The sequence below is a fragment of the Streptomyces hamibioticus genome (genome assembly GCF_047946815.1).
GTDB lineage: Bacteria > Actinomycetota > Actinomycetes > Streptomycetales > Streptomycetaceae > Streptomyces.
The window spans coordinates 4,182,179-4,207,226 of sequence record NZ_JBKKQY010000001.1; the positions used below are offsets into that span (position 1 = coordinate 4,182,179).

At 73.5% G+C, this 25,048-nt stretch carries 22 protein-coding genes and 2 pseudogenes; 12 read left to right on the top strand and 12 right to left on the bottom strand.

What is annotated here, in order from left to right; all coding sequences use genetic code 11:
- Positions 1-112 precede the first annotated feature (112 nt).
- The 4 genes and pseudogenes from ACLGIH_RS18890 to ACLGIH_RS18905 form a co-directional block, all read left to right on the top strand.
- A complete protein-coding gene (locus ACLGIH_RS18890; RefSeq protein ID WP_416526419.1) occupies positions 113-625 on the top strand; it encodes an EF-hand domain-containing protein in 513 nt (170 codons plus the stop codon).
- A gap of 83 nt (positions 626-708) precedes the next feature.
- On the top strand, positions 709-1,533 hold the full coding sequence (locus tag ACLGIH_RS18895; protein ID WP_416529420.1) for a hypothetical protein: 825 nt from the start codon (positions 709-711) through the stop codon (positions 1,531-1,533).
- A gap of 18 nt (positions 1,534-1,551) precedes the next feature.
- Positions 1,552-2,010, top strand: coding sequence for an ATP-binding protein (locus ACLGIH_RS18900; protein ID WP_416526420.1), 459 nt, complete (start codon positions 1,552-1,554; stop codon positions 2,008-2,010).
- A gap of 772 nt (positions 2,011-2,782) precedes the next feature.
- Positions 2,783-3,049 (top strand): annotated as a pseudogene (locus ACLGIH_RS18905) (MFS transporter); the annotation flags it as partial.
- A 109-nt stretch (positions 3,050-3,158) separates the two neighbouring features.
- Here the strand turns inward: ACLGIH_RS18905 and ACLGIH_RS18910 are convergent.
- Positions 3,159-4,394, bottom strand: a complete 1,236-nt coding sequence (locus ACLGIH_RS18910; protein ID WP_416526421.1) for a flavin-containing monooxygenase — start codon at positions 4,392-4,394, stop codon at positions 3,159-3,161.
- Between the two features lie 230 nt (positions 4,395-4,624).
- Between ACLGIH_RS18910 and ACLGIH_RS18915 the strand changes: the two genes are divergently transcribed.
- Positions 4,625-5,245 carry a GNAT family N-acetyltransferase gene (locus ACLGIH_RS18915; protein WP_416526422.1) on the top strand — a complete coding sequence of 207 codons (621 nt, stop codon included), beginning with the start codon at positions 4,625-4,627 and terminating at the stop codon, positions 5,243-5,245.
- A 493-nt stretch (positions 5,246-5,738) separates the two neighbouring features.
- On the opposite strand, the gene ACLGIH_RS18920 is transcribed toward ACLGIH_RS18915, so the two are convergent.
- The 3 genes from ACLGIH_RS18920 to ACLGIH_RS18930 all read right to left on the bottom strand — a co-directional run bounded on the left by ACLGIH_RS18920 (position 5,739) and on the right by ACLGIH_RS18930 (position 7,632).
- Positions 5,739-6,404: a pyridoxine/pyridoxamine 5'-phosphate oxidase gene (locus tag ACLGIH_RS18920; RefSeq protein ID WP_416526423.1), complete on the bottom strand. Its 666-nt coding sequence runs from the start codon at positions 6,402-6,404 to the stop codon at positions 5,739-5,741.
- A 63-nt stretch (positions 6,405-6,467) separates the two neighbouring features.
- Positions 6,468-6,893 (bottom strand): pyridoxamine 5'-phosphate oxidase family protein, encoded by a 426-nt coding sequence (locus ACLGIH_RS18925; RefSeq protein WP_416526424.1) that lies wholly within the window; start codon positions 6,891-6,893, stop codon positions 6,468-6,470.
- A 112-nt stretch (positions 6,894-7,005) separates the two neighbouring features.
- Positions 7,006-7,632 carry a LysE family translocator gene (locus ACLGIH_RS18930; protein WP_416526425.1) on the bottom strand — a complete coding sequence of 209 codons (627 nt, stop codon included), beginning with the start codon at positions 7,630-7,632 and terminating at the stop codon, positions 7,006-7,008.
- An 82-nt stretch (positions 7,633-7,714) separates the two neighbouring features.
- Here ACLGIH_RS18930 and ACLGIH_RS18935 point away from each other — a divergent pair.
- Positions 7,715-8,164, top strand: a pseudogene (locus tag ACLGIH_RS18935) (Lrp/AsnC family transcriptional regulator); the annotation flags it as partial.
- 132 nt (positions 8,165-8,296) lie between these two features.
- Here the strand turns inward: ACLGIH_RS18935 and ACLGIH_RS18940 are convergent.
- Positions 8,297-8,932, bottom strand: coding sequence for a TetR family transcriptional regulator (locus ACLGIH_RS18940; RefSeq protein ID WP_416529421.1), 636 nt, complete (start codon positions 8,930-8,932; stop codon positions 8,297-8,299).
- A 134-nt stretch (positions 8,933-9,066) separates the two neighbouring features.
- Here ACLGIH_RS18940 and kbpA point away from each other — a divergent pair, with 134 nt between their 5' ends.
- A complete protein-coding gene (kbpA, locus tag ACLGIH_RS18945; protein ID WP_416526426.1) occupies positions 9,067-9,807 on the top strand; it encodes an AfsK-binding protein KbpA in 741 nt (246 codons plus the stop codon).
- 190 nt (positions 9,808-9,997) lie between these two features.
- Positions 9,998-12,412: a protein serine/threonine kinase AfsK gene (gene afsK / locus ACLGIH_RS18950; RefSeq protein WP_416526427.1), complete on the top strand. Its 2,415-nt coding sequence runs from the start codon at positions 9,998-10,000 to the stop codon at positions 12,410-12,412.
- A gap of 365 nt (positions 12,413-12,777) precedes the next feature.
- On the opposite strand, the gene ACLGIH_RS18955 is transcribed toward afsK, so the two are convergent.
- The 3 genes from ACLGIH_RS18955 to ACLGIH_RS18965 all read right to left on the bottom strand — a co-directional run bounded on the left by ACLGIH_RS18955 (position 12,778) and on the right by ACLGIH_RS18965 (position 16,852).
- Positions 12,778-12,996, bottom strand: a complete 219-nt coding sequence (locus ACLGIH_RS18955) for a sigma-like protein (RefSeq protein WP_416526428.1) — start codon at positions 12,994-12,996, stop codon at positions 12,778-12,780.
- A gap of 223 nt (positions 12,997-13,219) precedes the next feature.
- Complete coding sequence (gene afsR / locus ACLGIH_RS18960) at positions 13,220-16,195, bottom strand: SARP-family global regulator AfsR (protein WP_416526429.1); 2,976 nt, start codon at positions 16,193-16,195, stop codon at positions 13,220-13,222.
- A 243-nt stretch (positions 16,196-16,438) separates the two neighbouring features.
- Positions 16,439-16,852: a nitroreductase/quinone reductase family protein gene (locus ACLGIH_RS18965; RefSeq protein WP_416526430.1), complete on the bottom strand. Its 414-nt coding sequence runs from the start codon at positions 16,850-16,852 to the stop codon at positions 16,439-16,441.
- A 94-nt stretch (positions 16,853-16,946) separates the two neighbouring features.
- Here ACLGIH_RS18965 and ACLGIH_RS18970 point away from each other — a divergent pair, with 94 nt between their 5' ends.
- Positions 16,947-17,765 carry an endonuclease/exonuclease/phosphatase family protein gene (locus ACLGIH_RS18970; protein WP_416526431.1) on the top strand — a complete coding sequence of 273 codons (819 nt, stop codon included), beginning with the start codon at positions 16,947-16,949 and terminating at the stop codon, positions 17,763-17,765.
- Positions 17,766-17,889: 124 nt separating this feature from the next.
- On the opposite strand, the gene ACLGIH_RS18975 is transcribed toward ACLGIH_RS18970, so the two are convergent.
- The gene (locus tag ACLGIH_RS18975; protein ID WP_416526432.1) at positions 17,890-19,413 is read right to left on the bottom strand and encodes a CehA/McbA family metallohydrolase; all 1,524 of its coding nucleotides are present in this window, start codon (positions 19,411-19,413) and stop codon (positions 17,890-17,892) included.
- Between the two features lie 194 nt (positions 19,414-19,607).
- On the opposite strand from ACLGIH_RS18975, the gene ACLGIH_RS18980 reads away from it, so the two are divergent.
- Together ACLGIH_RS18980 and ACLGIH_RS18985 are read left to right on the top strand one after the other, a co-directional pair.
- Positions 19,608-22,214, top strand: a complete 2,607-nt coding sequence (locus ACLGIH_RS18980) for a bifunctional FO biosynthesis protein CofGH (protein ID WP_416526433.1) — start codon at positions 19,608-19,610, stop codon at positions 22,212-22,214.
- Positions 22,215-22,410: 196 nt separating this feature from the next.
- Positions 22,411-22,977, top strand: coding sequence for a hypothetical protein (locus tag ACLGIH_RS18985; protein ID WP_416526434.1), 567 nt, complete (start codon positions 22,411-22,413; stop codon positions 22,975-22,977).
- Here the strand turns inward: ACLGIH_RS18985 and ACLGIH_RS18990 are convergent.
- The 3 genes from ACLGIH_RS18990 to ACLGIH_RS19000 are packed head-to-tail and all read right to left on the bottom strand — an operon-like array spanning position 22,961 to position 24,470.
- Entirely contained in the window at positions 22,961-23,470 is a 510-nt protein-coding gene (locus tag ACLGIH_RS18990) for a DUF2165 domain-containing protein (RefSeq protein WP_416526435.1), read from the bottom strand. The two genes, ACLGIH_RS18985 and ACLGIH_RS18990, sit on opposite strands and share 17 nt — an antisense overlap.
- A gap of 8 nt (positions 23,471-23,478) precedes the next feature.
- On the bottom strand, positions 23,479-23,661 hold the full coding sequence (locus ACLGIH_RS18995) for a DUF397 domain-containing protein (protein WP_416526436.1): 183 nt from the start codon (positions 23,659-23,661) through the stop codon (positions 23,479-23,481).
- Positions 23,658-24,470: a helix-turn-helix domain-containing protein gene (locus ACLGIH_RS19000; protein ID WP_416526437.1), complete on the bottom strand. Its 813-nt coding sequence runs from the start codon at positions 24,468-24,470 to the stop codon at positions 23,658-23,660. The genes ACLGIH_RS18995 and ACLGIH_RS19000 overlap by 4 nt, the downstream gene beginning before the upstream one ends.
- Before the next feature lie 114 nt (positions 24,471-24,584).
- Here ACLGIH_RS19000 and ACLGIH_RS19005 point away from each other — a divergent pair, with 114 nt between their 5' ends.
- Positions 24,585-25,004 carry an ATP-binding protein gene (locus ACLGIH_RS19005; RefSeq protein WP_416526438.1) on the top strand — a complete coding sequence of 140 codons (420 nt, stop codon included), beginning with the start codon at positions 24,585-24,587 and terminating at the stop codon, positions 25,002-25,004.
- Positions 25,005-25,048 lie beyond the last annotated feature (44 nt).

The following is a 25,048-nucleotide window of genomic DNA, read 5'->3' on the forward strand; positions in this document are numbered from 1 at the left end:
TCCCCCGGTCTCGGCACAGGCGTCGCCTTCCGGCTCCGCGACGGTCCCCGGCGTCGTACGCTCCGTGCGAGACGTACCCATCCGACGTGACGTAAAGGCGGCCCGAGAAGACATGGTCAGCAGCGAGTACGAGCGCAGGATCGCCGCCCGGTTCGCCACCTTCGACCAGGACGGCAACGGCTACATCGACCGGCAGGACTTCAACGGAGCGGCCAAGGCGCTGCTCGCCGAGTTCGCCACCCCCGCCCGCTCCGACAAGGGACAGGCCCTGTACGTCGGCGCCGAGGCGTTCTGGCAGGGCATGGCCGGCATCGCGGACCGGGACGGCGACCAGCGCATCACGCGCGAGGAGTTCGTCACCGGCGCGGTCAAGCGGCTGCGCGACAACCCCGACGGGTTCGCCGAGATCGCCCGCCCCTTCCTGCACGCGGCCCTGGACGTCGCCGACACCGACGGCGACGGAGCGGTCACCGTCGCGGACGCCGCGCGCGTGCTCACCGTGTTCGGCGTGCCCGAGAACACCGCCCGGTCGGCCGCCGCGGCGCTCGACACCGACGGCGACGGCAAGGTCGGCGAGGCCGACGTCATCCCCGCCTTCGCCCGCTACTTCACCGTGCCGGAGTAGCGCCCGGGGAGCGCTCGCGGAGCGGGCCGGCCCGCCGGGCGGCTGCGCAACACGCCCGGGCCCGGGAAGAGTTCGGGCGGCCGATCGGCGCCTTCCGGGCCATCGCGCACCTGTGCGCCGGAATGCCCGTGCGCACCGGCACCGCCCGCGCCGCCGTCCGGGCCGCCGCGGTCACCGCCCGGCCCGGCGGACATCGCCGCCGCCCGGCCGCTCGCCGGCGGGGCCGCCCCGCGGAGCGCCCGCGACTGCGTCCAGGCGCACGGCGGCACGGCGTTCACCTGCGAGTCCGAGGCGCACCTGCGGCCGGGACTCGCCCGGTCTCCACACCTCACGCACCGGAGTCGCTACGCAGAGTGAAGAGGCTCCCGCGCGGGATCTCCTGTCCGCCGACGGCTGACCACCCCCCGCACCGCGGCTGCCTGCGGTTGTGCGCCGTGTCGCCGGGCGGGCTCCGGCGGGTGTCACCGATCGTGGCACGTCGGTATCACGGAGCGTTGATGCGGGGTTGTGTCCTGCATGTGACCCGTCACGGCCCGGAGTCGGCGCCGGGCTCCGGTACCTTGTGGTGGATGCGAGTGGTCCCGAGCGCGAACCGTGCCGGTGTTGCCCCTGGGGCGGCTCCGGAACCGGCGGTGCGTACCGCCGCTCGCAGGGCGGAACGGCCTTCGGCCGCCGCCTGTTCGACTCCCCGCAACGAGCGTCGCACAGTATGCCGCACGGGTACTCCTTCGCGTTGGAATATGCCCGAAGCGCTTGTTGGGGTGACTGTACGTCAACCATGCTGTCCCACAAGGGACTCACGTTCTGTGATCCCTACCCCGGCCGTTGTTCTGGCCATGCAGAAAATGGCTACGATCGTGGCCCTCATGAGGTGCGAGCCTTTGTGTCCGCCGGTTCGGATGGTGTGAGCGGTGCAGGTGCTTCAAGTGCAGCTGGAAATCCGGCCCGACCCCGCGGAGGTCGGGCGGGCCCGCAAGTGGGCCCGCTCGAGGCTCGCCGGGTCGGGGATAGCGGCCGACGAGCCGCTTGCCGAGACCCTCGTCCTGCTCGTCTCCGAACTCGTCACCAACGCCGTCGTGCACACGGGCTGCCCCGCCGTCCTGCGGCTCTCCCTGCCGGGGGCCGTGACCGACGACGCCACCGTCCGCCTGGAGGTGGCCGACACCAGCGAGCGCGCTCCGGTGCCTCGGTGCGTGGGCGGCGAGGCGACCGGCGGCCGGGGGCTGGCCCTCGTCGACGGTCTCGCCGACCGCTGGGGCTGGAGCCGTGAGGGTGCCGGCAAGCGCATCTGGTGCGAACTGGACCGCTGCGCCGGGCCCGAGGAGCCTGCGGCGCCCTGCGCCGGGACGGTCGCGTTCGAGGGGTTCGCGTACGAGGCGGTGTAGTGGGCCGGACCCAGGCCATGGACGGGGACAGAGGCAGGGGTAGGGGCAGAGGCAGAGGCAGGGGCAGGGGCAGGGGCAGGGATGCTCGGCCCTACGGCCTCCCGGGGCGGCGGACGTTGCTGTGCGCCGGTGTGTGCTTCCGTGCGCGTCCGTTGTGAGCACGGTGCGGGTAAGGAATCCCCTGTTGGGTGTTGACGGCTCGTGACCGTTTGATCACGCTTGTGGTCAACGATTCGCCGTGAGGGGACGACGAGGGTTCGGTGACGGGGCCCTCGGCGAGTGTGGGTCGTGATTCGGCGTCGGTTCCCCCGCATCAGGGGCCACGGGGAGCCGGGGTGGGAACGCCGGGTCGGGTCGGCGGCGCGCGGTGCCGTCCTCGGGGCGGACAGCGCCGCGCCGCCGGCCGACCGTTCGAGGGCTCACGGCAGGGCGACCGGTTCCAGGGGGAAGCCCCTCCCACCGCTGAACGGATCGGGCGTCGCCGGCAGCGGGAACGCAGGGCGGCCCGTCTGTCCACAGCCTGTGGACAACTTTTCGAGATCCCAGTGCTGCCGCACTGCGGGCTGACCGGAGAGTGGGCCCGGGCGGAGAAGCGGGGAGGGAGGCGGGGAGGGCGGGGCGGGTGCTGACGTCCTAGCCGCGGCTCTGGGGGTCGTGCCCGGGCCCCGCAGTGGCCAATCGGCCGGCGACCAGTGGCAGCCAGTCCGGGATCTCCGCGTCGGGCAGACCGACGTCCGGCAGGGCGTAGAACCCCCCGGCCGCAGGTGGCCACCTCGACTGGGTCGCCACCGTGCCGCCCACCCTGGCCCTGTGCCGGGAGCAGTACGGCGACGACGGCGCGATCGTCTTCGGCTGGGTTCTCGCCTCGCACCAGATCGGCGCCGCGCTGGTGGCGTTCCTCGGTGGCGTCGCCCGCGACGTCTTCGGCTCGTACGACGTGGTCTGGTACGCCTCCGGGGCGCTGTGCGCGGCGGTGGCGCTGATGGCCCTGGTGATCCGCCGCCGCACGGAGCAGGTGGTGCCCGCGGCTCTCGCCTGAGCCGCGGGTTCCTCCCCCCCCCGGCGGCGGAGCGGGTGGCGCGTCCGACGGCACGTCAGGAGCGGGCGGAGGAGGCCGAGTCGTGGTGACGGCCGAGGTGGGACGGGAGTCAGCCCGGCATCCGGGAGACCTGTTCCGCTTTCTCCTTCGCGACGGCCTTGGCGATCCGCGCGGCGTCGATGCCCAGTTCGCGGAGCATGCCGCTGACGGGGTTGGTGAAGCCGGTGAAGTACAGGCCCGGGGCGTCCTTCGGGGTGCGGGCGCCGCGGACGGCAGGTCTGCCGCGCTCGTCGAGTACGCCCAGATGACCGACGAGCGGCTCCAGGCCGCGGGCGTAACCGGTGGCGGCGATGACGGCGTCCGGGGCGATGCGGGTGCCGTCGGCGAGAGTCACCTTGCCGTCCTCGAAGCCGTCCACGGCGGCCACGACCTCGACCCGGCCGCGGCGCACGGCGTCGACGATGCCGACGTCCTGGACCGGGATGGCGCCCTCGGCCGCCCGGCTGAAGAGGCCGGTGTCCGGGCGGGGCAGGCCGTGGGCCGACAGGTCGGGCACGCTGAGCCGGGCCAGGGGCCGGACGAGGCGGTCGGCGAGGCCGACGGGGAGGTGCCGGACGAGGACACCCGTGTGCTGGGCGGCCCACCCGATCGTCGAGCGCCGCACCAGGTGCGGGGCGGTACGGACCGCCAGCCGCACCCGGGAGGCGCCGCCCTCCGCCAGGTCGACGGCGATCTCGGCGCCGGTGTTGCCGACGCCGACGACGAGGACCTCGCGGCCGGCGTAGGGGCGGGCGTTGCGGTAGGCGGCGGCATGGAGCAGCTCGCCGGTGTAGGTGGCGCGGCCGGGCCAGTCCGGCAGCAGCGGAGTGTGGTTGTAGCCGGTGGCGACCACCACCGCGGCGCCGGTCAGCCGGCGGCCGCCCGTGGCGTGCAGCAGCCAGCCGGTCTCGTCCGGTGTGCGCTCGACGCGGAAGACCTCGACTCCGGTGACGATTTCCAGTGCGTGGTGTTCGGCGTACTTCTCCAGGTAGCGGACCATGTCGTCACGGGCCACCCAGCGGCCGAAGCGGCGCGGCATGGGCAGGCCGGGCAGGCTCGAAAGGCGGCGGGTGGTGTGCAGGCGCAGCCGGTCGTAGTGGCCTCGCCAGGACGCGCCGACCCGGTCGGCGCGCTCCAGGACGACGGCGCGTATGCCTTGGGCACGCAGTGCGTGGGCGACGGACAGGCCGCCGGGGCTGGCGCCGATGACGTAGACGGGTCGGTCCGCGGGGGTCGCGCGGTTCCGTGCCGCGGGGTCGGCGGCCGGGTCGGCGGGCGTGGTGGGGGACGCTGTGGAGTCGACCATGCGGCGAGCGTATGCGCGCGCTTGGTTGATGGGACTCGGTCAAGACCAAAAGTGGTTGCGGATTGGTCACGAAGGGGTGGCCCGGCGTCGGGCGGTGGCCGGGCGGCCGGGGTGTTGCCTCGGTGGGTTGCCGGGGTGCGGGTCGGTCTCGGTCTTGGTGGGTTGCCGGGGTGCGGGTCGGCCTCGGCGATGTTCGGGCGCTGCGGAGGAGCCTCGGATTGAATGGCTTCATGGCCTCTACACGTGACCCGAAGCCCCTCGCCCGTCACACCTGTCCCGAGGCGCACGGACACGGCATCCGGCTCCGCCCCTGGGACGCCGAGTCCGAGGCCGATGTGGAGGCCTGGCTGCGCGGATTCAGCGACCCCGAGTTCCGTCGGTGGAACACGCCGATCAGGGACATCACGGACGCCGAGGATGCGCGGGCCTCGCTGCGCTCCCGGATGCGGGACGCCGCGGAGGGGCGGTCGGCGTCGTTCCGGGTCACGGACGAGGACGGCGGTACGACGCTGGGGCACATCGGCGTCAACGAGATCAACCGTCCCCTGCGGCTGGCGCGTGTCGGGTACTGGGTGCTGCCCGAGGCGCGGAGGCGCGGGGTGGCGAGCCGTGCGCTGCTGGTCGCCGCGCGGTGGGCGTTCACGGAGCTGGGGCTGCACCGGCTGGAACTGGGGCATGCGGTCGGGCACGACGTGTCCTGCCGGGTCGCCGAGCGGGGTGGGTTCGGTTACGAGGGGACGATGCGGGGGGCGATGTTCGAGGCGGGGCGGCGTGACGCGTTCCGGGACGCGCACCTGCATGCGCGGCTCGCGACGGATTCCGAGCCGGGGCGGGGGCTTGAGCGGTGGTGACGGTTCCCGGCGTCGGCCCCCGGCCCCGGCCTCGGGGAGAGACTCGCCCCCGCCGCCCCTACCCGTCCCGTCCCTGGGGGCTGCCGCCCCCAGACCCCCGCTTCGGCCTGAACGGCCTCGTCCTCAAGCGCCGGGCGGGTTGAATCGGTGGTTTCGGCCGGAAGCTCCGGCGGGCTGAGTCGGTGGCCTGGTCCTCAGGCGCCGGGCGGGTTGAATCGGTGGCCTGGTCCTCAGGCGCCGGGCGGGTTGAATCGGTGGTTTCGGCCGGAAGCTCCGGCGGGCTGAGTCGGTGGCCTGGTCCTCAGGCGCCGGGCGGGTTGAATCGGTGGTTTCGGCCGGAAGCTCCGGCGGGCTGAGTCGGTGGCCTGGTCCTCAGGCGCCGGGCGGGTTGAATCGGTGGTTTCGGCCGGAAGCTCCGGCGGGTTGAATCGGTGGCCTCGTCCTCAGGCGCCGGGCGGGCTGAGTCGGTGGTCTTCTTCGGTGTGGGTGGCTGTCAGGGCCACAGCAGGCTTCTGTTCCAGCCCTGTTCCGCGCGTCGGTAGGTCAGGCGGACGTGTCTGCGGCGGGCGTCGCCCTGGAAGAACTCGACCTCGTCGGGGCGGAGGTGGTACAGCGTCCAGGTCGGGACCGGCGCGTCCGGTTCCCGGTCCGCCCGCTCCCACGCCGCCTCCGAGGCCCGTGCCAGCTCGTCGAGGGAGCCCAGCGTCCGGCTCTGGCTGCCGGTCAGGGCGGCGGCGAGGGCGCCCGTGGAGCGGGCGTGCAGGTCGGCCTGGCCGTCCTCGGCCGGGGCGGCGGTGACCGGGCCCCGCACGCGCACCTGGCGGCCCAGCACCGGCCAGTAGAAGGCGAGCGCGGCATACGGGCGGGCGGCGAGATGGCCGCCCTTGCGGCTGTCGGAGTGCGTGGCGAACGACCAGCCGTCCGCGTCGGCGCCGTGCAGCATCACGATCCGTACGTCCGGCAGGCCGTCCGCGTCCGCCGTCGCCAGCGACATGGTGTGCGGCTCGGTCTGGCCGGCCGCCACCGCCGCGGCGAACCACTCCGTGAACAGCGGCAGCGGATCGGCGGGCGCGGCGTCCGGGTCGAGGGACGGCAGTTCGGTGACGGCCGGGTCCCACACGCGCAGCGACCTCAGCAGCTCGTGAAGATCGGTTTCCATGCCCCGATTGTCACGCCGGAGGGCCGCCGGCACACGAGCCGGGCGTCCGCGGGCGCCCGGGTCTCACACCGTCCCGAGGTCGGACGACACCCAGCGCTCGGGCCGCATCCGGACGATCGCCTGCTCGCCGTGGTTCTCCGAGGCGAACTCGACGTAGCCGTCGACCTTCTCGGCGGGGAGGTAGCGGGCGGTCAGCTCCCTCAGCTGGTCGACGGTGGCGGGTGCCGTGTCGATGACCGGCCCCTCCACCGAGACGTACCGGATGGTGGGTTCGAGCCGGTCGACCATCAGCGAGAACCGTCCGGCCGCCTTGATCAGCTCGTACTTGCGGGAGTCGTAACCCGTCATGATCCACACATCCCCGCCGGGCTCGTACTGGTACCAGATCGGCAGGGTGAGCGGGGCGCGTCCTTCGCCGGCGTCGACCGCGAGGGCGGCGATGTGGGGCTCGGCGAGGAACTGTGCACGCTCTTCGCGGGTCAGGGCCATTCCGGTCTCCTCGGCAGTGCGGACGTTACGGCTGATCACCCAACGTCGCCGTGGCGGGAGTTGTTCCCGCCCGCCGCCCGCCGCCCGCCGCCCGCCGCCCGCCGCATCTCGCTCAGAACGTCGCCAGTCGCTGCACCAGCAGGAACGCGCCGATGCCCAGCATCGCCGCCCCGGACGTCCGGGTCACCGCCCGGGCCGCGGCCGGGCGGGCGCCCAGGAGGGCGCGGGCGGCGATCCCGACCGTGAGATAGACGGCGGCGCAGCACGCCATGTGCAGCAGGCCCAGGGCGGCGGTCTGCACCGGCACCGGCAGGTGTCCGTCCCCGGTGGACAGGAACTGCGGCAGGACGGAGAGGTAGAGCAGCAGCCCCTTGGGGTTCAGTCCGCTGATCGTGGCGCCGCGCAGGAAGACGCGGGAGCGGCTCGCCGAGGTCACCGTCTCGGCGGCGGCTCCCGGCGTGCCCGGCCGGCGCAGCACGCCGAAGCCCAGCCACACCAGGTACGCCGCCCCCGCCACGGTCAGCGCGGTGAGCAGCGTCGGCGACTTGGCGACGAGGACCGCCAGCCCGGCCGCCGCCAGCGCGGTGTGCAGCGCGTACCCGGCGACCAGCCCGCCCACCGCCCAGGTCACCGACCTCTCGCGCAGCCCGGCGGAGATCGCGTACGCCCAGTCCGCGCCCGGTACGCACACCAGCAGAAGATCCAGGGCGAGGAAAGAAATCAGCGTTCCCGAGTCCATGGGGGGAAGATTAGGCCGAAATGGCGCGAAAGTGTTTCTTAAGTTTGCCCAATGCGGGGCGTCTGGTGGGAGAATCTTCTCCGTGGACGACATGGACCGGAAGATTCTTGCCGAGCTGCAGCAGGACGGGCGGCTGACCGTGACCGAGCTGGCCGCGCGGGTGCGGCTGAGCGTCTCCCCGTGCCACCGGCGGCTGCGGGAGCTGGAGCGGTCGGGGGCGATCAGCGGCTACCGGGCGGTGGTGGACCCGGCGTCGGTCGGGCTGACCTTCGAGGCGCTGGTCTTCGTGTCGATGCGGCAGGAGGACCGGGAGACGGTCGTGGAGTTCGAGCGGGCCGTGGGCGAGGTGGAGGAGGTGCTGGAGGCGCAGCGGCTGTTCGGGGAGCCGGACTACCTGCTGCGGGTGGTCGCCGCCGACCTCGCCGCCTACCAGCGGCTCTACGACGAGTGCCTGGCCACTCTGCCGGGTGTGCAGCGCCTGACGTCGACGCTGGTGATGAAGCACGTGGTACGGGACCGGCCGCTGCCCGCACAGCGGGACCGCCCGCCGGCCCGGCCCGTTGGCACGGCCCGCCCCGGAACGCGACAGGCGGCGGCCCACTCGGGTGAACCGCCGCCTGGCTGACAGGACTTGGCAAGAGGGCGGCGCGGGCCGCCGGCCGGGCTACTTCGCCGGCTTTCTGCCGGTGATGCCCAGGTGGACCAACAGGGCCAGGTTGGGCTTCAGTTCGGCCTGCTTCACGCCCCACGAGGAGAACCCCTTCTGGTGCGAGGCGACGGCCGCGAGCATCGCGACCAGCGAACCGGCGATCGCGCCCGGGTTCACGTCCTTGTCGACCTTGCCCTTGGCCTGCAACTCGGCGACGGAGTCGGCCAGGGAGCTGTTCACGGAGTTGAGGATCTTCATCCGGATCTTGTAGAACCGCTTGTCGCCCTCGGCGGCACCGAGGTCGACGACACGGAGGATGGCGTCGTTCTTCTTCCAGAAGTCCAGGAACCCGTCGACGAGTTCCTGCGCCGTCTGCCAGCCGGCCTTGCCCGTCCAGGAGCGGCCCTGGACCAGCTCGGTCAATCCGGCACCCTCGGAGGCCATTTGCTCGGCGATCTCCAGGACGGCGCCTTCGACATCCGGGAAGTACTGGTAGAAGGTCGCGGGCGAAGTCCCCGCCTTCCGGGCGACATCGATGACCTTGACGTCCCGGTAGGGGGAGGAGCTGAGCATCTCGCTGAGGCAGTCGAGCAGCTTCTGCCGGGTCGCCTGCCCACGCCGACCGGCCACCCGGCCGTCGACGGTACGCACTTGTCCTGTCATGCCGTCAGCTTACCGACGGGTGATCGGAGCGCGATTCGGCCGACTGCAAATGGGGTGCACGGCCCCTCTGAGCCTGGTGTGCCTGGTCTGCGCGGTGCGGGAGCCGCGGTTACTTTGGCGGCATGGCCGAAAACAGGGCATCCGCGTACACCGAGGGCGTCCCCTGCTGGGTGGACGCGCAGCTTCCCGACATCGAGGCGGGCAAGCGCTTCTACGGCGAGCTCTTCGGGTGGACTTTCGAAGACATCGATGACCTCGACGACACGGAGAGTGAGACCGTGCGGGCCCGGCTGGACGACGAGCCCGTCGCCGCGCTCGTCCGCAAGACGGACGGCCGGATGCCCACCGTGTGGACGGTGTACTTCCACACCCCGGACGCCGGTGCGCTGGCCGACCGGATCAGGGCGGGCGGCGGGCAACTCGTCACCGGCCCCCGCCGGGCGGGTGGCCGGGGCGTCACCGCCCTCGCCGCCGACCCCCAGGGCGCCGTCTTCGGCCTGTGGCAGCCGGCCGGCCACCCCGGGTTCGGCAGGCGGCACGAACCGGGCGGCTTCGCCTGGGCCGAGCTGTACACCCGGGACACCGAGGCCGCCAACGCCTTCTACGGCGACCTCTTCCACGAGGCCCTCTTCGGGCCCGGCGCCGACCCCGACTTCGGACGCGCGCCGGTCTCCGACGTCTTCCCGGCCGAGATGCCGCCGCACTTCCTGGTCCACTTCCAGGTCGCCGACTGCGAGGCGGCGCTCGGGACGGTGGCCCGGCTCGGCGGCCGGGTGCGGGTGCCGCCCTTCGAGACGTCGTACGGCGGCGTGGCCGTGGTCAGCGACGACCAGGGGGCGTCGTTCGCGCTGCTCCAGGGCTGACCGGGGCCGTTCTGGCCCGTCCGCACGGGTGATGTGGGGCGAGACACCCTATTTGTCCCAGGGTTCGCCACCGGCGCTCCGGCCAGGAAGAATCAGGGTGCGTGCCGCCGCGGCGGTGCGGTGGTGAGACGCTGCACTCGGTCGCGTACATAAGTGGGTGACGCGGCTCGTACGGGGAGGTGGCAGGCAAGTGGTGGATCAGCTGACGCAGCACGATCCTCGGCGCATCGGGCCGTTCGAGGTGCTGGGACGGCTGGGGGCCGGCGGCATGGGGCTGGTCTATCTCGCGCGGTCGGCGTCCGGCCGGCGCGTGGCGATCAAGACGGTCCGCACGGAACTCGCCGAGGACCAGCTGTTCCGGGTCCGCTTCACCCGCGAGGTGGAGGCGGCCCGCGCGGTCTCCGGCTTCTACACGGCGGCCGTGGTCGACGCCGATCCCCGCGCCGCCGTGCCGTGGCTGGCCACCGCGTACGTGCCCGCGCCCTCCCTCGAGGAGATAGTGAACGAGTGCGGGCCGCTCCCGGCCCAGGCCGTGCGCTGGCTGGCGGCCGGCGTGGCCGAGGCGCTCCAGTCGATCCACGGTGCGGGCCTGGTCCACCGCGACCTCAAGCCCTCCAACGTCCTGGTCGTCGAGGACGGTCCCCGGGTGATCGACTTCGGCATCGCCTCCGGGGTTTCGAACACGCGTCTGACGATGACCAACGTCGCGGTGGGCACCCCGGCCTACATGTCCCCCGAGCAGGCCAAGGATTCCCGCAGCGTCACCGGCGCCAGCGACGTCTTCTCCCTCGGCTCGACCCTGGTCTTCGCCGCCACCGGACACGCCCCCTTCCACGGCGCCAACCCCGTCGAGACCGTCTTCATGCTGCTGCGCGAGGGCCCCGACCTGGACGGCCTCCCGGAGGAGCTGCGCCCGCTCATCGAGTCCTGCATGCAGATGGAGGCCGCCGCCCGGCCCAGCCCGGCCGACCTCCAGGCCCAGCTCGCCCCGCACCTCTTCGGCTCCGGTTCCGACGACAGCGGTACGGCGTCGGCGTGGCTGCCCGAGCGGGCGGTGAGCCTGATCGAGGCCCGCCGCAACGGCCGCCCGCCCGCCAAGCCGGGCCACGGTCACGGCCAGGGCGCCGGTCACGGTCACGGCGGCGGCCGGAGCGGCGGCAGCGGCGGCCTCCGCCCGCCCGCCGTCCCGCCCCCGCCCGCGCACGACCCCGTCGTCCCCACCCCGCCGGTGCCCGCCCGTGCAGGCGCCCCCGACACCGGCCCCGTACGGCTGGCCGGCGCCGCCGTGCCCATCGGCCCCGGGCCCCGCGTCGCCGACATGCGCGCCGCCGCCGTCAAGGCGCCGCCCCCGGAGGCCGCCCTGGCCGGCTCCTGGTCCAGGCCCCGCCCCGGCGTCAACGGCGCCGACCCCGCCGTGGGCCCTGCCGCACCGGCCGCGCCGCCCGCCCCGGCGGCGCCCCCGGAGGCGGCGGCCACCGGCTGGCGGCCGTGGCGCTTCCGCATGTCCAACGACGTCTGGGGCACCCCGTCCGTCGCCGACGACCTGGTCTACGTCACCTCCTTCGAGGTGCACGCCCTGGACGTGGCGACCGGCCGCCGCCGATTCAAGACCCGCGACGTCGCCTGGTCCATGGCGGTCGCGGACGGCCGCATCCACGCCTCGGACGGACCCACCCTCTTCGCCCTGGAGGCCCGCGAGGGCACCGACCTGTGGCGCCTGCAGACGGACGCCTGGGTGTACTGCCTCAGAGCCGACCGGGGCACGGTGGTCACCGGCACCCGGGGCGGCGGCGTCCAGGCCTGGGAGGCGGCCAACGGCCGCAAGCTGTGGGAGATCACCGGCGCCCAGACCGACTTCGAGTCCTCGGAGGCCGGCCCGGTGCTGCACGACGGCACGGTGTACGTCTGGCAGGACGCCCGGCTGCGCGCCCTGGACGCCCGCACGGGCGACGAGCGCTGGTCGTACCCCATCGGTGACGCGGCCTCCTGCGGCGGCGTGCCGGTCCGGGTGGCCCAGGCGCCCGACGGCTACGCCTACGTCTGCGCCGGCACCCGGGTCCTCGCCCTGGACGTGGCGAGCGGCCATGTGAAGTGGCACTTCGAGGCCCCGGCGGTCTTCCTCTCCCCGCCCGCCTTCGTCCCCGGCCCGGCCGTCACCGGCGGTGGCGTCTACCTGGCCGACTACCTCGGCACCGTCTACGCCCTCGACGCCGCCGACGGCCGCGACCGCTGGCGCATCGCGACCGAGTCCCGGGCGTCGACCGAACCGGTCCTGGTCGCCGCGGGCCACGTCCACGTCGGCAGCGGCAAGGGGCTGTACACGCTGGACGCCGTCACCGGCACGCCCAAGTGGCGCTTCCAGGCCGGCGGCGACATCGTGGGCGCCCCCGCGGTGGCCGAGGGCCGCATCCACTTCGGCTCCACGGACCACCTGCTGTACACCCTGAAGGCCGACGACGGCCGCCTGCGCTGGAAGCTGGCGACCGGCGGTGAGATCACCGGCTCCCCGGTGGTGCGGGACGGCATCGTGTACGCGTGCAGCAAGGACCGGTGCGTGTACGCGCTGGACGCGGAGAAGGGGACAGGGACGGCGCGGACGGCGTGAGGCCGGGCGCGGTCGCGCGCCGGTTTCACCGGCTACGCGGCTGTGGCGCGGTGATGACGTCCCTGTGACAGGTGAGGGCTACCGTGTAGGTATGCGCTCATCGAAGGAGGTGAGGACATGCAGGCGAAACTCCGAGCGGTGCTGATGGCTGGGAGGACCCGGAAGCCGGTCCTCTCCTCGCACTTCGCTCACTCGTGATCCCGGATGACATGAGGCGGGGCCCGGCTCCCAGGACCGGGCCCCGCCTCATGTCATGCAGGCCCCGGCTCACCGGGCCCCGGGCCCCCGTCCGCGGCCGCGGACATGCGTCGGCCGCGGCGGCTCCCCTCCGCGCCGCCGCGGCCGACCCCCGCTGGGGAGTGGGTCTACTTGCCGTCCCGGTCCAGGGCGGGCGGGGCGGGCATGGGGTTCTCCATGGTCGTGAGGCCGCCCTTGGCCGGCTCGCTGGGCATGGGGTTCTCCTGCGGGCCGGCGGCGCCGTCCTTCGGCGGCGCGGGCATGGGGTTCTCGAGCGTCGTGATCTTCTCGTCGCCGGTGGCCTCGCCCGACGCCGCGGCTGCCGTGTTCTTCTGGTTCTCGCTCATGGCTTGGCTTCCTCCGTTGTGGTCCGAGTCGCGAACGCCCGCCCGGAAGTTCCCCCGAGGACCGCCGGGCGGGCGTTCGGAGCCGCACCATAACTGGTCGGGCTCCTGGTCAGACCGTCTGCCCCCCGACGCGACGGTGTGACAGACATGAGAATGCCGGGCGCCGATAAACGAATGCTGAACGCCGGGGACCGTCCCTGCCCGCAAGCGCCGTCCGGGCCGCCTAGGCGGGGGTCAGCAGAGCCCGGACCTCCTCGGCCTCGGCCGCCTTGACCTGCTCGTAGAGGTGGAGGGCTTCGCGCCAGCACGCTCTCGCACGGTCCGTCTGGCCCAGTGCGGTCAGGGCCCGGCCCAGGAGCGTGAGGACGTTGCCCCGCATCCGGTCACCGCCGATGCAGCCCAGCGCGAGGGCCTGTTCGGCGTGCTGGGCCGCCCGCGCGGGCCGACGTGCCGCCACGTGCACCTCGGCGACCCGGAAGTTCGTCGTCCCCTCCCACAGGCGTTGTCTGTGGTCGCTGAAGATGCGCAGGGCTTCGGAGAAGTGCTCCAGGGCCTCGTCGTGCCGCCCGGCCCGGTTCAGCGCGATGCCCAGGGCGTAGTGGCTGTTGGCGAGGCGTACCGTCCGCCCGAACTCCGCGTGCGCCTCCAGCCCCCGCTGGGCGAACTCGACGGCCGCCATGACGTTCCCCCCGCCCAGATGGGCACGGGAGAGGTTGCACAACGCGGTCGCCTCGGGGGGCCGGTTGCCGACGGCCCTGAAGCCCGCGATGGCCTGCTCGAAGAACGGCATGCTGCTCGCGTGCCGGCCCTGGTGGAGGCAGATGAGGCCCAGGCTGTTCGCCACCCAGCTGGCGGCGGGGGCGTCCTCCTCCGCACTCGCGAGCCGCATCGCCAGCCGCGCCTCCTGCTCCGCCTGCTGGATGCGCCCGGACACCAGGAGGACGTCCGTGAGAACGGTGCGTGCCCTGCCCTCCGCGCGGGCGTCCTCCGCGTCCCGCGTGGCGTCGCACATCGCCCGGGCCGTCATCTCGTACTGCCGGGAGTTCGCCCCGGACTCCGTCAGGTCCTTCGCCGCCCACAGCAGGTCCACCGCCCGCCGCAGCCGGTCCGTGCCGGCGGCCTGCCGTACGCAGGCCAGCAGGGGGGCCGCCTCGGTGTACAGCCAGTCCAGCGCGGCCGAGCCCTCGGTGAAGTGCAGCCCGGGGTACGCGGTCGGCTCCAGGCCGGCCACCAGCCGGTCCCCCGGCCGCTCGCTCGCGTACACCCCCGCGGCCGTGGCCAGGTAGAAGTCCAGCACCCGGGAGAGGGCCGCCTCCCGCTGGCCCGGGGGCCACTCGTCGCGTTCCGCGCACGCACGCGCGTAGAGGCGCACCAGGTCGTGGAAGCGGTAGCGGCCCGGCGCCGCCGATTCCAGCAGGGACGTGTCCACCAGGGACTCCAGCAGGTCCTCGGTCTCCTCCGGCGGCAGGTCCAGGACCGCCGCCGCGGCGGCGAGGGAGATGTCCGGGCCGTCCGCCAGGCCGAGGAGGCGGAAGGCGCGGGCCTGGGCCGGCTCCAGCTGGCCGTAGCCCAGTTCGAACGTCGCCTCGACCGCCAGGTCGCCCGCCTGGAGTTCGTCCAGCCGGCGCCGCTCGTCCGCCAGCTTGGCGGCGAGGACCGAGACCGTCCAGGTGCGGCGCGCGGCCAGGCGGGAGGCCGCGATGCGGATCGCCAGCGGCAGGAAGCCGCAGGCCGCGACCACGTCCAGGGCCGCCTGCCGTTCCGACGCCACCCGTTCCTCGCCCACGATCTTCGTGAACAGGGCGAGTGCCTCTTCCGGCGACATCACGTCCAGGTCGACCAGGTGGGCGCCGGCCAGGTCGACCATCCGCACCCGGGAGGTCACCAGGGCCGCGCAGCCCGCCGTCCCGGGCAGCAGCGGACGCACCTGGGCCGCGTCACGGGCGTTGTCCAGCAGGACCAGGACCCGGCGGCCGTCCAGGACCGAGCGGTACAGCGCCGCCCGTTCCTCCAGGGTGTCCGGGACCGCCGAGTCCGCCGTGCCCAGGGCGCGCAGGAAGGAGCCCAGGACCGTCTCCGGTTCCGCCGCCCTCGGGCCCGCGCCCTGGAGGTCGACGTACAGCTGGCCGTCGGGGAAGGCGGCCCGGGCGCCGTGGGCCACGTGCACCGCCAGTGTGGTCTTGCCGACCCCGCCGATGCCCGCCAGCGCCGAGACCGCCATCACCTGGCCCTCGGCCCCGGACGCCGACGCCAGTACGTCGCTCAGCTCGCGGACGAAGGACGACCGGCCGGTGAAGTCCGGCACGGTGGCCGGGAGCTGGGCCGGGCGGACCGGGACCGAGGCGGGTTCGGCGGCCGGGGCCGACGGCTCCGCCAGGGCCGGGTCCGCGCGCAGCACCCGCTGCTGGAGTTCCCGCAGCGCCGGGCCCGGGTCCACGCCCAGTTCCTCCGCCAGCAGGCGGCGCGTGTCCGCGTACACCGCCAGCGCCTCGGCCTGGCGTCCGCTGCGGTAGAGCGCCAGCATCAGCAGCTCGCGCAGGCGCTCCCGGAGCGGGTGGGCCGCCGTCAGCGCCGTCAGTTCGGAGACCGCCTCGGCGTGGCAGCCCTGCTCCAGGTCCATGTCCAGGCGGGACTCCAGCAGCTGGAGGCGCCATTCCTCCAGGCGGACCCGCTGGGCCTCCGCGTACGGGCCCGGCACGCCCGCCAGCACCTCGCCGTCCCAGAGGGCCAGGGCCCGCCGCAGTACGTCCCGCGCCTGGCACAGGTCTCCCGCGGTCCGCGCCTTCTCCGCCCGCGCCGCCAGCTCCTGGGCGACCGCCAGGTCCAGTGCCCCGTCGGCCAGCCCCCGTACCGCGTATCCGCCGGACTCGCTCACCAGCACGCCCGCGTCCAGCGCCTTCCGCAGCCGGGACGCGTACGTCCGTACCGCCGCCAGCGCCTGGGACGGCGGTTCCTCGCCCCACAGGGCGTCGATCAGCTCCGCCGCCGTGGCCGTACGGCCCTCGCGCAGCAGCAGGGCGGCCAGCAGGGCGCGTTGCTGGGGGGAGCCGGTGGCCAGCGGCTCCGGTCCGCGCCAGGCGCGCACCGGGCCGAGCACGCTGAAACGCAAAGACGCCACCGGTCCCGCCGCCGACGCCGTCGGCCCCGCAGAGGAGCCGTCGGGGCGCCGCTGCTCCGGGACCCGCGGTTCACCGTCCATGCCGTCGTCCCCCTAGACATCCTGAGCAACCATGTCAGTTTGCCCTGCCCATGCCGACCACGTCAGCCGTGCGAGACGCCGAACACAGGTCGAAACATGACGGGACACACCGCCCACACACTGTCTCCCCAACCGGTACGGACGGTACAGCCGGTACTGCCGGTACGGCCCCGCCCACCCCTGCCTGACGCCCCGGCAGTCGAGCGTGCGAACACGGCCGGCCGCACCAGCGAACCCCCGGAGTCACGTCTCCAGGTCGACCCGCACCGTCAGCAGCCCCGCCCCCATCGCCCGTACCCCCGCGCTGTTGAGCCGGGGCAGCAGCCGCAGCCGGGCCACGGGGTCGTCGTCGGGCAGCAGCCGGGCCGTGCCGCGGTACCAGCGGCCCCGCAGCCGCACCCGGACACGCGGGTCGGCCTTGATGTTGCGCACGTACTGCGAGCGCTCGCCGAACTCCGAGACCAGCCAGAACGAGTCGCCCACCCGGCGCCCGCCCACCGGGGTGCGGCGGGGCAGGCCGGAGGTGCGGCCCGTGGTCTCCAGCAGGGTCTGCACCGGCAGCCGGCGCAGCACCGGGTTGCCGATCCGGCGCTGGAAGGCCGTGACGGCCCGGTACTTCCGCTCCGCGTAGGACGGTGTCGGCGGCATCCTGGTCATCGTTTGTTCACGCTCCCGTCTCGTGTGCCTCCATGTTCCCCGGAAAACCTCAGGGGTAGGGCGAGCAGACGCGACGAGAGACGGTGGTGCGGGCGTGCGGGTCGTGACCTGGAACCTGTGGTGGCGGTTCGGTCCCTGGGCGGAGCGGCAGAAGGCGGTCCTCGCCGTGCTGCGCGACCTGGACCCGGACGTCGTCGGCCTCCAGGAGGTGTGGGACGCCGACGGCGAGAACCTCGCCGAGTGGCTGGCCGGCGAACTGGGCCTGCACTGCGCCTGGGCCCCCTCGCCCGCCCCCGAGCGCTGGCAGCGGCGCATCGGCGACGACACCGTCGGCATCGGCAACGCGGTGCTCAGCCGCTGGCCGGTGCTGGAGCAGGCCACCCTGGTGCTGCCCGCCCCCGCCGAACTGGCCGACGGACGGCTCGCCCTCTACGCCCGGCTGGACGCCCCCGGCCACCGGGTGCCGTTCTTCACCACCCACCTGACCTCGCCCGTGCACGCCTCGGCGGTGCGCTGCGAGCAGGTCGCCGCCCTCGCCCGGTTCGTCGACGCCCACCGGCACGGCACCGGCTTCCCGCCCGTCGTCACCGGCGACTTCAACGCCTGGCCCGACTCCGACGAGATCCGCCTGCTCGGCGGCTACCGCACCGCCCCCGCCGTCCCCGGCCTGGTCCTGCTCGACGCCTGGGAGTACGCCGACCCGGCGGCCCCGTCCGCGACCTGGGACCCGGCCAACCCGTACATCGCGGCCGGCGGCGAGCCGGGCGTGCGGATCGACTACGTCCACGTGGGACCCCCCGGCCCGGCCGGCCTGGGCCGCGTCCGTACGGTACGGCGGGCGGGCGCGGGCCCGGTCGACGGGGTGTGGCCGTCGGACCACGCCGCGGTCGTCGCCGACCTGGCCGGGGAGTGACCGGCGCCCAGCAGGTCCGGTGCGGTCGTGCGGTGAGGGAGCCCCGAAGGGACGCGGGGAACTGCGCGACCGGCCACGACGGCGCGGCGGACGACCGGCTCCCGTCCCGGCACCTGCGGAACGCTCAGCGCCGGCCGAGGAAGACCGGGTTGGTGAAGGCCGCCAGCGCCCCCGGCAGCGGCCCGGCCGCCGCCTCGTGCCGCAGCTCCGCCCGGACGTACGCCGCGTAGGAGGCGGTCGTCCGCCACTCGACGACGTCCGCGCCGGACACCGGCAGCGGGGCGCTGGTGAACAGCACGCCCTGGTCGGTGACGAAGCGGACCGTGCAGCGCGGGGCGCCGGTCACCTCCAGGCGGACGGTGACCGGGTCGTCACCGGCCACCCGCAGCCGCTCGCCGATCCCGGCGTGCTCGCCGCGCCCGCCGGACGCGCTGAACGCCAGCGACACCTTCGCCGACTCGGCGACGTAGGACCGTCCGGCCCGGATGCCCTCCTGGATCGCCTCCCGGGTCAGGTCGTCGGCCAGCACCACGGTCTGCGGCCGTCCGACCACGTCCGGGTCGCGGTGGGCGTCGCTGCTGCCCATCGCCGGGATCCAGTCGTCGCGCCCGTCCCGCACGGAGGCGACCAGCATCCCGTCCCAGTCGGCCAGCGCCACCTCGTCCTCGGGCGAGTACGCCCCGTTCCACACCTCCACCGCGTCCGCCTCGCCGAAGCCGAACTTCCAGTTGCAGCCGATGCAGGTGGCGTGCGGGTGGGCCGGGACGACCAGGCCGCCGGCCCGGCGGATCTGCCGGGCGAAGCGCCCGAAGCGGTTGTCGCGGGCCCGGTAGCGCCAGTCGACGAACGTGCCCGGGTCGGTGCCGAGGGCGACGAGGTGACCGTTCCGGGTCGTCACCTCCTCGCCCACCATCACCAGCAGGTCGTCCCCGGCCACGTCGGCCCAGTGGGCGTGCGCGGAGTGGGTGTTGTGCTCGGAGGAGTTGATGAAGTCCAGCCCGGCCGCGCGGGCCAGCGCCCCGATCTCCGCGGGGGTGCGGCGGCCGTCGGAGTACCAGGAGTGCAGATGGCAGTCCCCCCGGTACCAGGCCCGCCCCCGCCCCCTGGCCCGCTCGGGCGGGTACACCGGCCGCACCGGCTCGTCCTGTTCGCCGTAGGCCAGCGTGACGGTGATCTCGTACGACAGCCCCTGCGGAGCCACGGTGTACGGCCCGAGGGCGATGTGCCACGTCCCCGGCCGCACCGGCCCCGGGACGTACCCGGGCGTCGCGTCGTCGGCCCGGACGAAGAACTCCGACCGCGCCCCGCCCGACCACCCCCGGAAACCCCGGCCGCCCAGCTCGGTGCCGCGCTCGTCGAAGAGGCCGATGTCGAGGGCGTTGCCCTGCGTGCCGGGTGGCACGGCGGGCCGGTCGTAGGTGTAGGAGACCCGGATCTCCCGTACCCCGCGCGGCACTTCGACCGGCACGTACACGAAGTCCGGCGCCCCCGGCGGCAGGCTGCCGCGCAGCGTCCTAGTCTCCTGGTCCCGGCCCTCGGCCGCCGCGAAGCTCACGCCTCCCAACGTAAGCGCGGCGGCGGCCCCCGTCACGAACAGGGCACGTCTGCCCACTCCGGACGCGTCTTCGGTGTGGTGTTCCTCGCACATGCTGCTGCTCCCAAGGCGTCGTGATGACATGGCACGGCTGGTGCGGGGGTGGTGCGTGCCACCCTGGCATTGAGCCGTGAACTGCCGTGCAAGGAAAGGGGTTCGGCGGTTTTCCGGCACCCGACCGGCCGGGGCGGGGACCGGCGTGACGTACCGGACGTACGGGTACTGATCACCGCTCGTATGCTCGAAGGATGACGACTTCCGCGACCTCCGGAACCGGCTCCACCGGCCCGACCGGCCGTCCCACCGAGAACTCCATGCGTCGCGCCCTCAAGCGCGCCCGGGACGGCGTCGCCCTCGACGTCTCCGAGGCCGCGGTGCTGCTCCAGGCCCGCGGCGAGCACCTCGACGACCTCGCCGCCTCCGCCGCCCGGGTGCGCGACGCGGGCCTGGCGGCGGCGGGCCGACCCGGCGTGATCACGTACTCGAAGAGCGTCTTCATCCCCCTGACCCGGCTGTGCCGGGACAAGTGCCACTACTGCACCTTCGTCACCGTCCCCGGCAAGCTGCGCCGGGCCGGGCACGGGATGTTCATGTCCCCCGACGAGGTCCTCGACGTCGCCCGGCGCGGTGCCGCGCTCGGCTGCAAGGAAGCGCTCATCACCCTCGGCGACAAGCCCGAGGACCGCTGGCCGGAGGCGCGCGAGTGGCTCGACGCGCACGGCTACGACGACACCATCGCCTACGTCCGGGCCATCTCCATCCGCATCCTGGAGGAGACCGGCCTGCTGCCCCACCTCAACCCGGGCGTCATGACCTGGACGGACTTCCAGCGGCTGAAGCCGGTCGCCCCGTCGATGGGCATGATGCTGGAGACGACGGCGACCCGCCTGTGGTCGGAGCCGGGCGGGCCGCACCACGGATCACCGGACAAGGAGCCCGCCGTCCGGCTGCGCGTCCTGGAGGACGCCGGCCGCTCCTCCGTCCCCTTCACCTCCGGCCTGCTCATCGGCATCGGCGAGACGTACGAGGAGCGGGCCGAGTCCCTGTTCGCGCTCCGCCGCGTCGCCCGCGCGTACCACGGCATCCAGGAACTGATCATCCAGAACTTCCGCGCCAAGCCGGACACCGCGATGCGCGGCATGCCGGACGCGGAACTGGACGACCTGGTCGCCACGGTCGCGGTGGCCCGGCACATCATGGGCCCCTCGGGATGCCTCCAGGCCCCGCCGAACCTGGTCGACGCCGAGTACGCCCGCCTGATCGGCGCCGGCATCGACGACTGGGGCGGGGTCTCCCCGCTCACCATCGACCACGTCAACCCCGAACGCCCCTGGCCCCGGCTCGACGAACTCGCCGGGAAGTCCCGCGCCGCGGGCTTCGAACTGCGCGAACGGCTCTGCGTCTACCCGGAGTTCGTCCGGCGCGGCGAACCGTGGCTGGACCCCCGTCTGCGCCCGCACGTCACGGCGCTGGCCGACCCCGACACGGGCCTCGCCCGCGAGGACGCCGTCGTCGAGGGCCGCCCCTGGCAGGAGCCGGACGAGGTGTTCACCGCCGCCGGCCGCACCGACCTGCACCGCACCATCGACACCGACGGCCGCACCGCCGACCGCCGCGACGACTTCGACGAGGTGTACGGCGACTGGGGCGCCCTGCGCGAGGCCGCCGCCCCCGGCATGGCCCCGCAGCGCATCGACACCGACGTGCGCGCGGCGCTGGCCACGGCCGCCGACGACCCGACGAAGCTCACGGACGACGAGGCCCTCGCCCTGCTGCACGCCGACGGCCCGGCGCTGGACGCCCTGTGCCAGGTGGCGGACGACGTCCGCAGGTCGGCGGTCGGCGACGACGTCACCTACATCGTCACCCGCAACATCAACTTCACCAACGTCTGCTACACCGGCTGCCGCTTCTGCGCCTTCGCCCAGCGCCGCACGGACGCCGACGCCTACACCCTCTCCCTCGACCAGGTCGCCGACCGCGCCCAGCAGGCCTGGGACGTCGGAGCGGTGGAGGTCTGCATGCAGGGCGGCATCCACCCGGACCTGCCCGGCACGGCGTACTTCGACATCGCCCGCGCGGTGAAGCAGCGCGTCCCCGGCATGCACGTGCACGCCTTCTCCCCGATGGAGGTCGTCAACGGCGCGACCCGCACGGGCATGTCGATCCGCGAGTGGCTGACGGCGGCCAAGGAGGCCGGACTGGACTCGATCCCGGGCACGGCCGCCGAGATCCTGGACGACGAGGTCCGCTGGATCCTCACCAAGGGCAAGCTGCCGACGGCGACCTGGACCGAGGTGATCACGACCGCGCACGAGCTGGGCATCCGCTCGTCGTCGACGATGATGTACGGCCACGTCGACCAGCCCCGGCACTGGCTCGGCCACCTGCGCACCCTCGCAGGCATCCAGCAGCGCACGGGCGGCTTCACGGAGTTCGTGACGCTCCCCTTCATCCACACCAACGCCCCCGTCTACCTGGCCGGCATCGCCCGCCCCGGCCCGTCGACGCGCGACAACCGCGCGGTCACGGCGATGGCCCGCCTGCTCCTCCACCCGCACATCCCCAACATCCAGACGAGCTGGGTGAAACTGGGCACGGAGGGGGCGGCGGAGATGCTCCGCTCGGGCGCCAACGACCTCGGCGGCACCCTCATGGAGGAGACGATCTCCCGCATGGCGGGCTCGTCCTACGGCTCCTACAAGTCGGTCAAGGACCTGATCGCGGTGGCGGAGGCGGCCGGCCGCCCGGCCAGGCCGCGCACCACCCTGTACGGCGAGGTGCCCGAGGAGCGGCAGCGGGCGGCGGAGGCCTCGGACGGGCACCTGCCGGAGCTGCTGCCGGTACTGGACTGAGGCGGCAGCGGGCTGAGGCGGAACGGGGCTGAGGCGGCAGCGGGCTGAGGCGGAACGGGGCTGAGGCGGCAGCGGGCTGAGGCGGAACGGGGCTGAGGCGGCAGCGGGCTGAGGCGGAACGGGGCTGAGGCGGCAGCGGCGCGCACAGTACGATGATCGGACCCCCGGTGTGTCGGGGTTCTTCGTAGCTGAGGAGATGCGTGCCGTGCCTGCCCGACTTCCCTCCTGGGCCTGGGTCTCCGGTCTGACCGTGGGGGCGATCGCGGTGGTGGCGGTCCTGGCCGTACAGGCCGACCAGGGCCCGCGGCCGGCCCCGACGGCTGCGGCCCGGCCGAGCACGTCGGCGTCGGCACAGCCCAGCCCGCGGGAGTCCCAGCCGGCCGCCGTGCCGGACGGCTCGGGCACCGGACGCCGGATCGTCTACTCCCTCGGCCAGGACCGGGTCTGGCTGGTGGACGCCAGCGACGTGCCCCGGCGGAGTTTCCAGGTCTGGCCGGGCACCGTCGACCCCGATCCCGGCAGCTACACGATCGGCAGCCGCCGGGAGGCCACCACGGGCTCCGACGGTGTGCAGGTCGAGCACATCGTCTACTTCGCCCTGGCGGACGGCATCTCGGTGGCCTTCTCCAACGCGGTCGACGGCTCCTCGCCGCCGGCCCCCGACCCGGGTGCGAAGACCGGCGGTATCCGGGTGCAGAAGGCGGACGGCGAGGCGCTGTGGACGTTCGGTACGAAGGGGACGACGGTCACGGTCGTCGAGTGATCTCACCGCCGGCGGACGGCAGATGGTTGACGATCAGCACGACCCCGCTGAGCACGAACACCCGCGTCGCCGCCTCCAGCCCGTTCCAGTTCTCCGACTGCCACATCGCGAACCACTCACCGCCGATGCCGATGAACCCGGCGCCGAACAGCAGCATCACCATCAGCAGCCCGTAGGTGGAGAACCGCCGGGCGCCCGGCAGGTCCTTACGCGCCCACAGCCACGTCCCGTACAGCAGCACCAGCGCGGCCAGCGTCTCCCACACGATGATCGCGACGTACGCCGCGTCCTGTATCCACTCCGTGGTGATCGCCCGCCACATCAGGTCCTCGTCCTTGAACGTGGTGTCCATGGCGAGCACATGGCGGACGAACTGCTGGTTGGTGCCGAAGTCGGTGATGTTCCCGAAGGCGACGAGCGCCATGTAGAGGGCGACGGTGCCAGTGAGGAGGGTGGCGGCCAGGGTCAGTGCCCGCGAGGTCGTGGCAGTCATGCCCTGACTCATCCCCGCCGGGTGAGGGCGAGGAACTCCGTCCAGGCGGCGTCCGGGAAGGAGAGGTGGGGCCGGTCGGTGTCCTTGGAGTCCCGGACGTGGACGGCGGCGGGCGCTATCGCCACCTCCACGCAATCGGGGCCGTCATTGCTGCTGTAGCTGCTCTTGAACCACTCCAGCGCGGAGGTCATGTCTCTTCTCCCAGCACTTTTTCGATGAAGGCCAGCGACTCCCGTGGCGGGAGAGCCTGCGCCCGGATCATTCCATAGCGCATTTCGAGGATCTGGACTTCCCGTGGATCACTGATCATGCGGCTGTGCAGCTGGGCTTCGGAATGCCCCAGCGTCTTGCCGTTCCGTAGCTTCAGCAGGCGGATGGGGCCGCCCATTCCCGCGTGGTCCTCCCGGTCCATGGGCATCACCTGGATCGCGACGTGCCTCAACCCGCCGACGTCCAGCAGGCGTTCGAGCTGCTGCCGCAATACCATTCTGCCGCCGATGGGCCGTCGCAGCGTCACCTCTTCCAGGACGAAGCTGAGCAGCGGCGCGGGGGTCCGCTCGAAGACGGACTGCCGGGCCATGCGGGCGGCGACCTGCCGCTCGATCTCGTCCTCCGCGAACGAGGGCCACCGCATCGCGAACAGCGCCCGCGCGTAGGCCTCGGTCTGCAACAGGCCGTGCATGTTGTGGTTGGCGTACGCCCCCAGCTCGACCGACTCGTCCTCCAGCTTCGCCAGGCTGCGCACCTGCTCCGGATAGCGGGCCCGCTCCACGTCCGCCTTCATGGCGGAGATCTTCCCGCCCGCGCCGGTCACCTCGTCCGTCTTGTCGAGGAACTCCGGCTTGGGAATCCTCCGCCCGCGCTCCACCGACGAGACCATGTCCTCGCCGTACCCGATGGCGGCACCCAGTTCCGCCTGGCGCAGACCCGCGGCCTCGCGCCACAGCTTGATCTGCCGGCCGACCGCCTTGAGCACGGCCGCGGCCTCTTCGTCCTCCACCTCTCACCCCTCCTGACGTACGACCCGTACGACCACGGCGGGCGCACGGACAGTGACGCTCCGTACCGAGGTCTTCGCTGTTCAGAGTAGGGACGGATGGCCACGCTGGGTGACATGAGTCACGAATTGCTGCCCTGGACCACCACGTTGACCGTCCAGTTGTCCGCCACACGGCGCGGCGCCCGGCTGGCGAGGCTGCTCACGGAACGCCAACTGTGCGTCTGGGGGCTGCCGTTCGAGGGGGCGGTGCAGGTCGTGGCCGAACTGGCCGCCAACGCCGTGCTGCACGGCCGCGTGCCGGGCCGAGACTTCCGGCTGGGCCTGCACCTGATGGACGCCGGGGCCCTCCGTATCGAGGTCACCGACGCCCGGGGCGACCGGGTCCCGCGTCTCCAGGATCCGGCGGACGGGCAGGAGGGAGGCCGGGGCCTGCACATCGTCGCGGCGTACGCGGACCGCTGGGGCGTGGACCGGACGCCCGCCCCCGCCAAGACGGTCTGGGCGGAACTGGCACCGGGTCGCGGCGGGGCGTGACCCGGTGGCGCGCGACACCAAAGACCAAAGAACGGGGAAAGAAC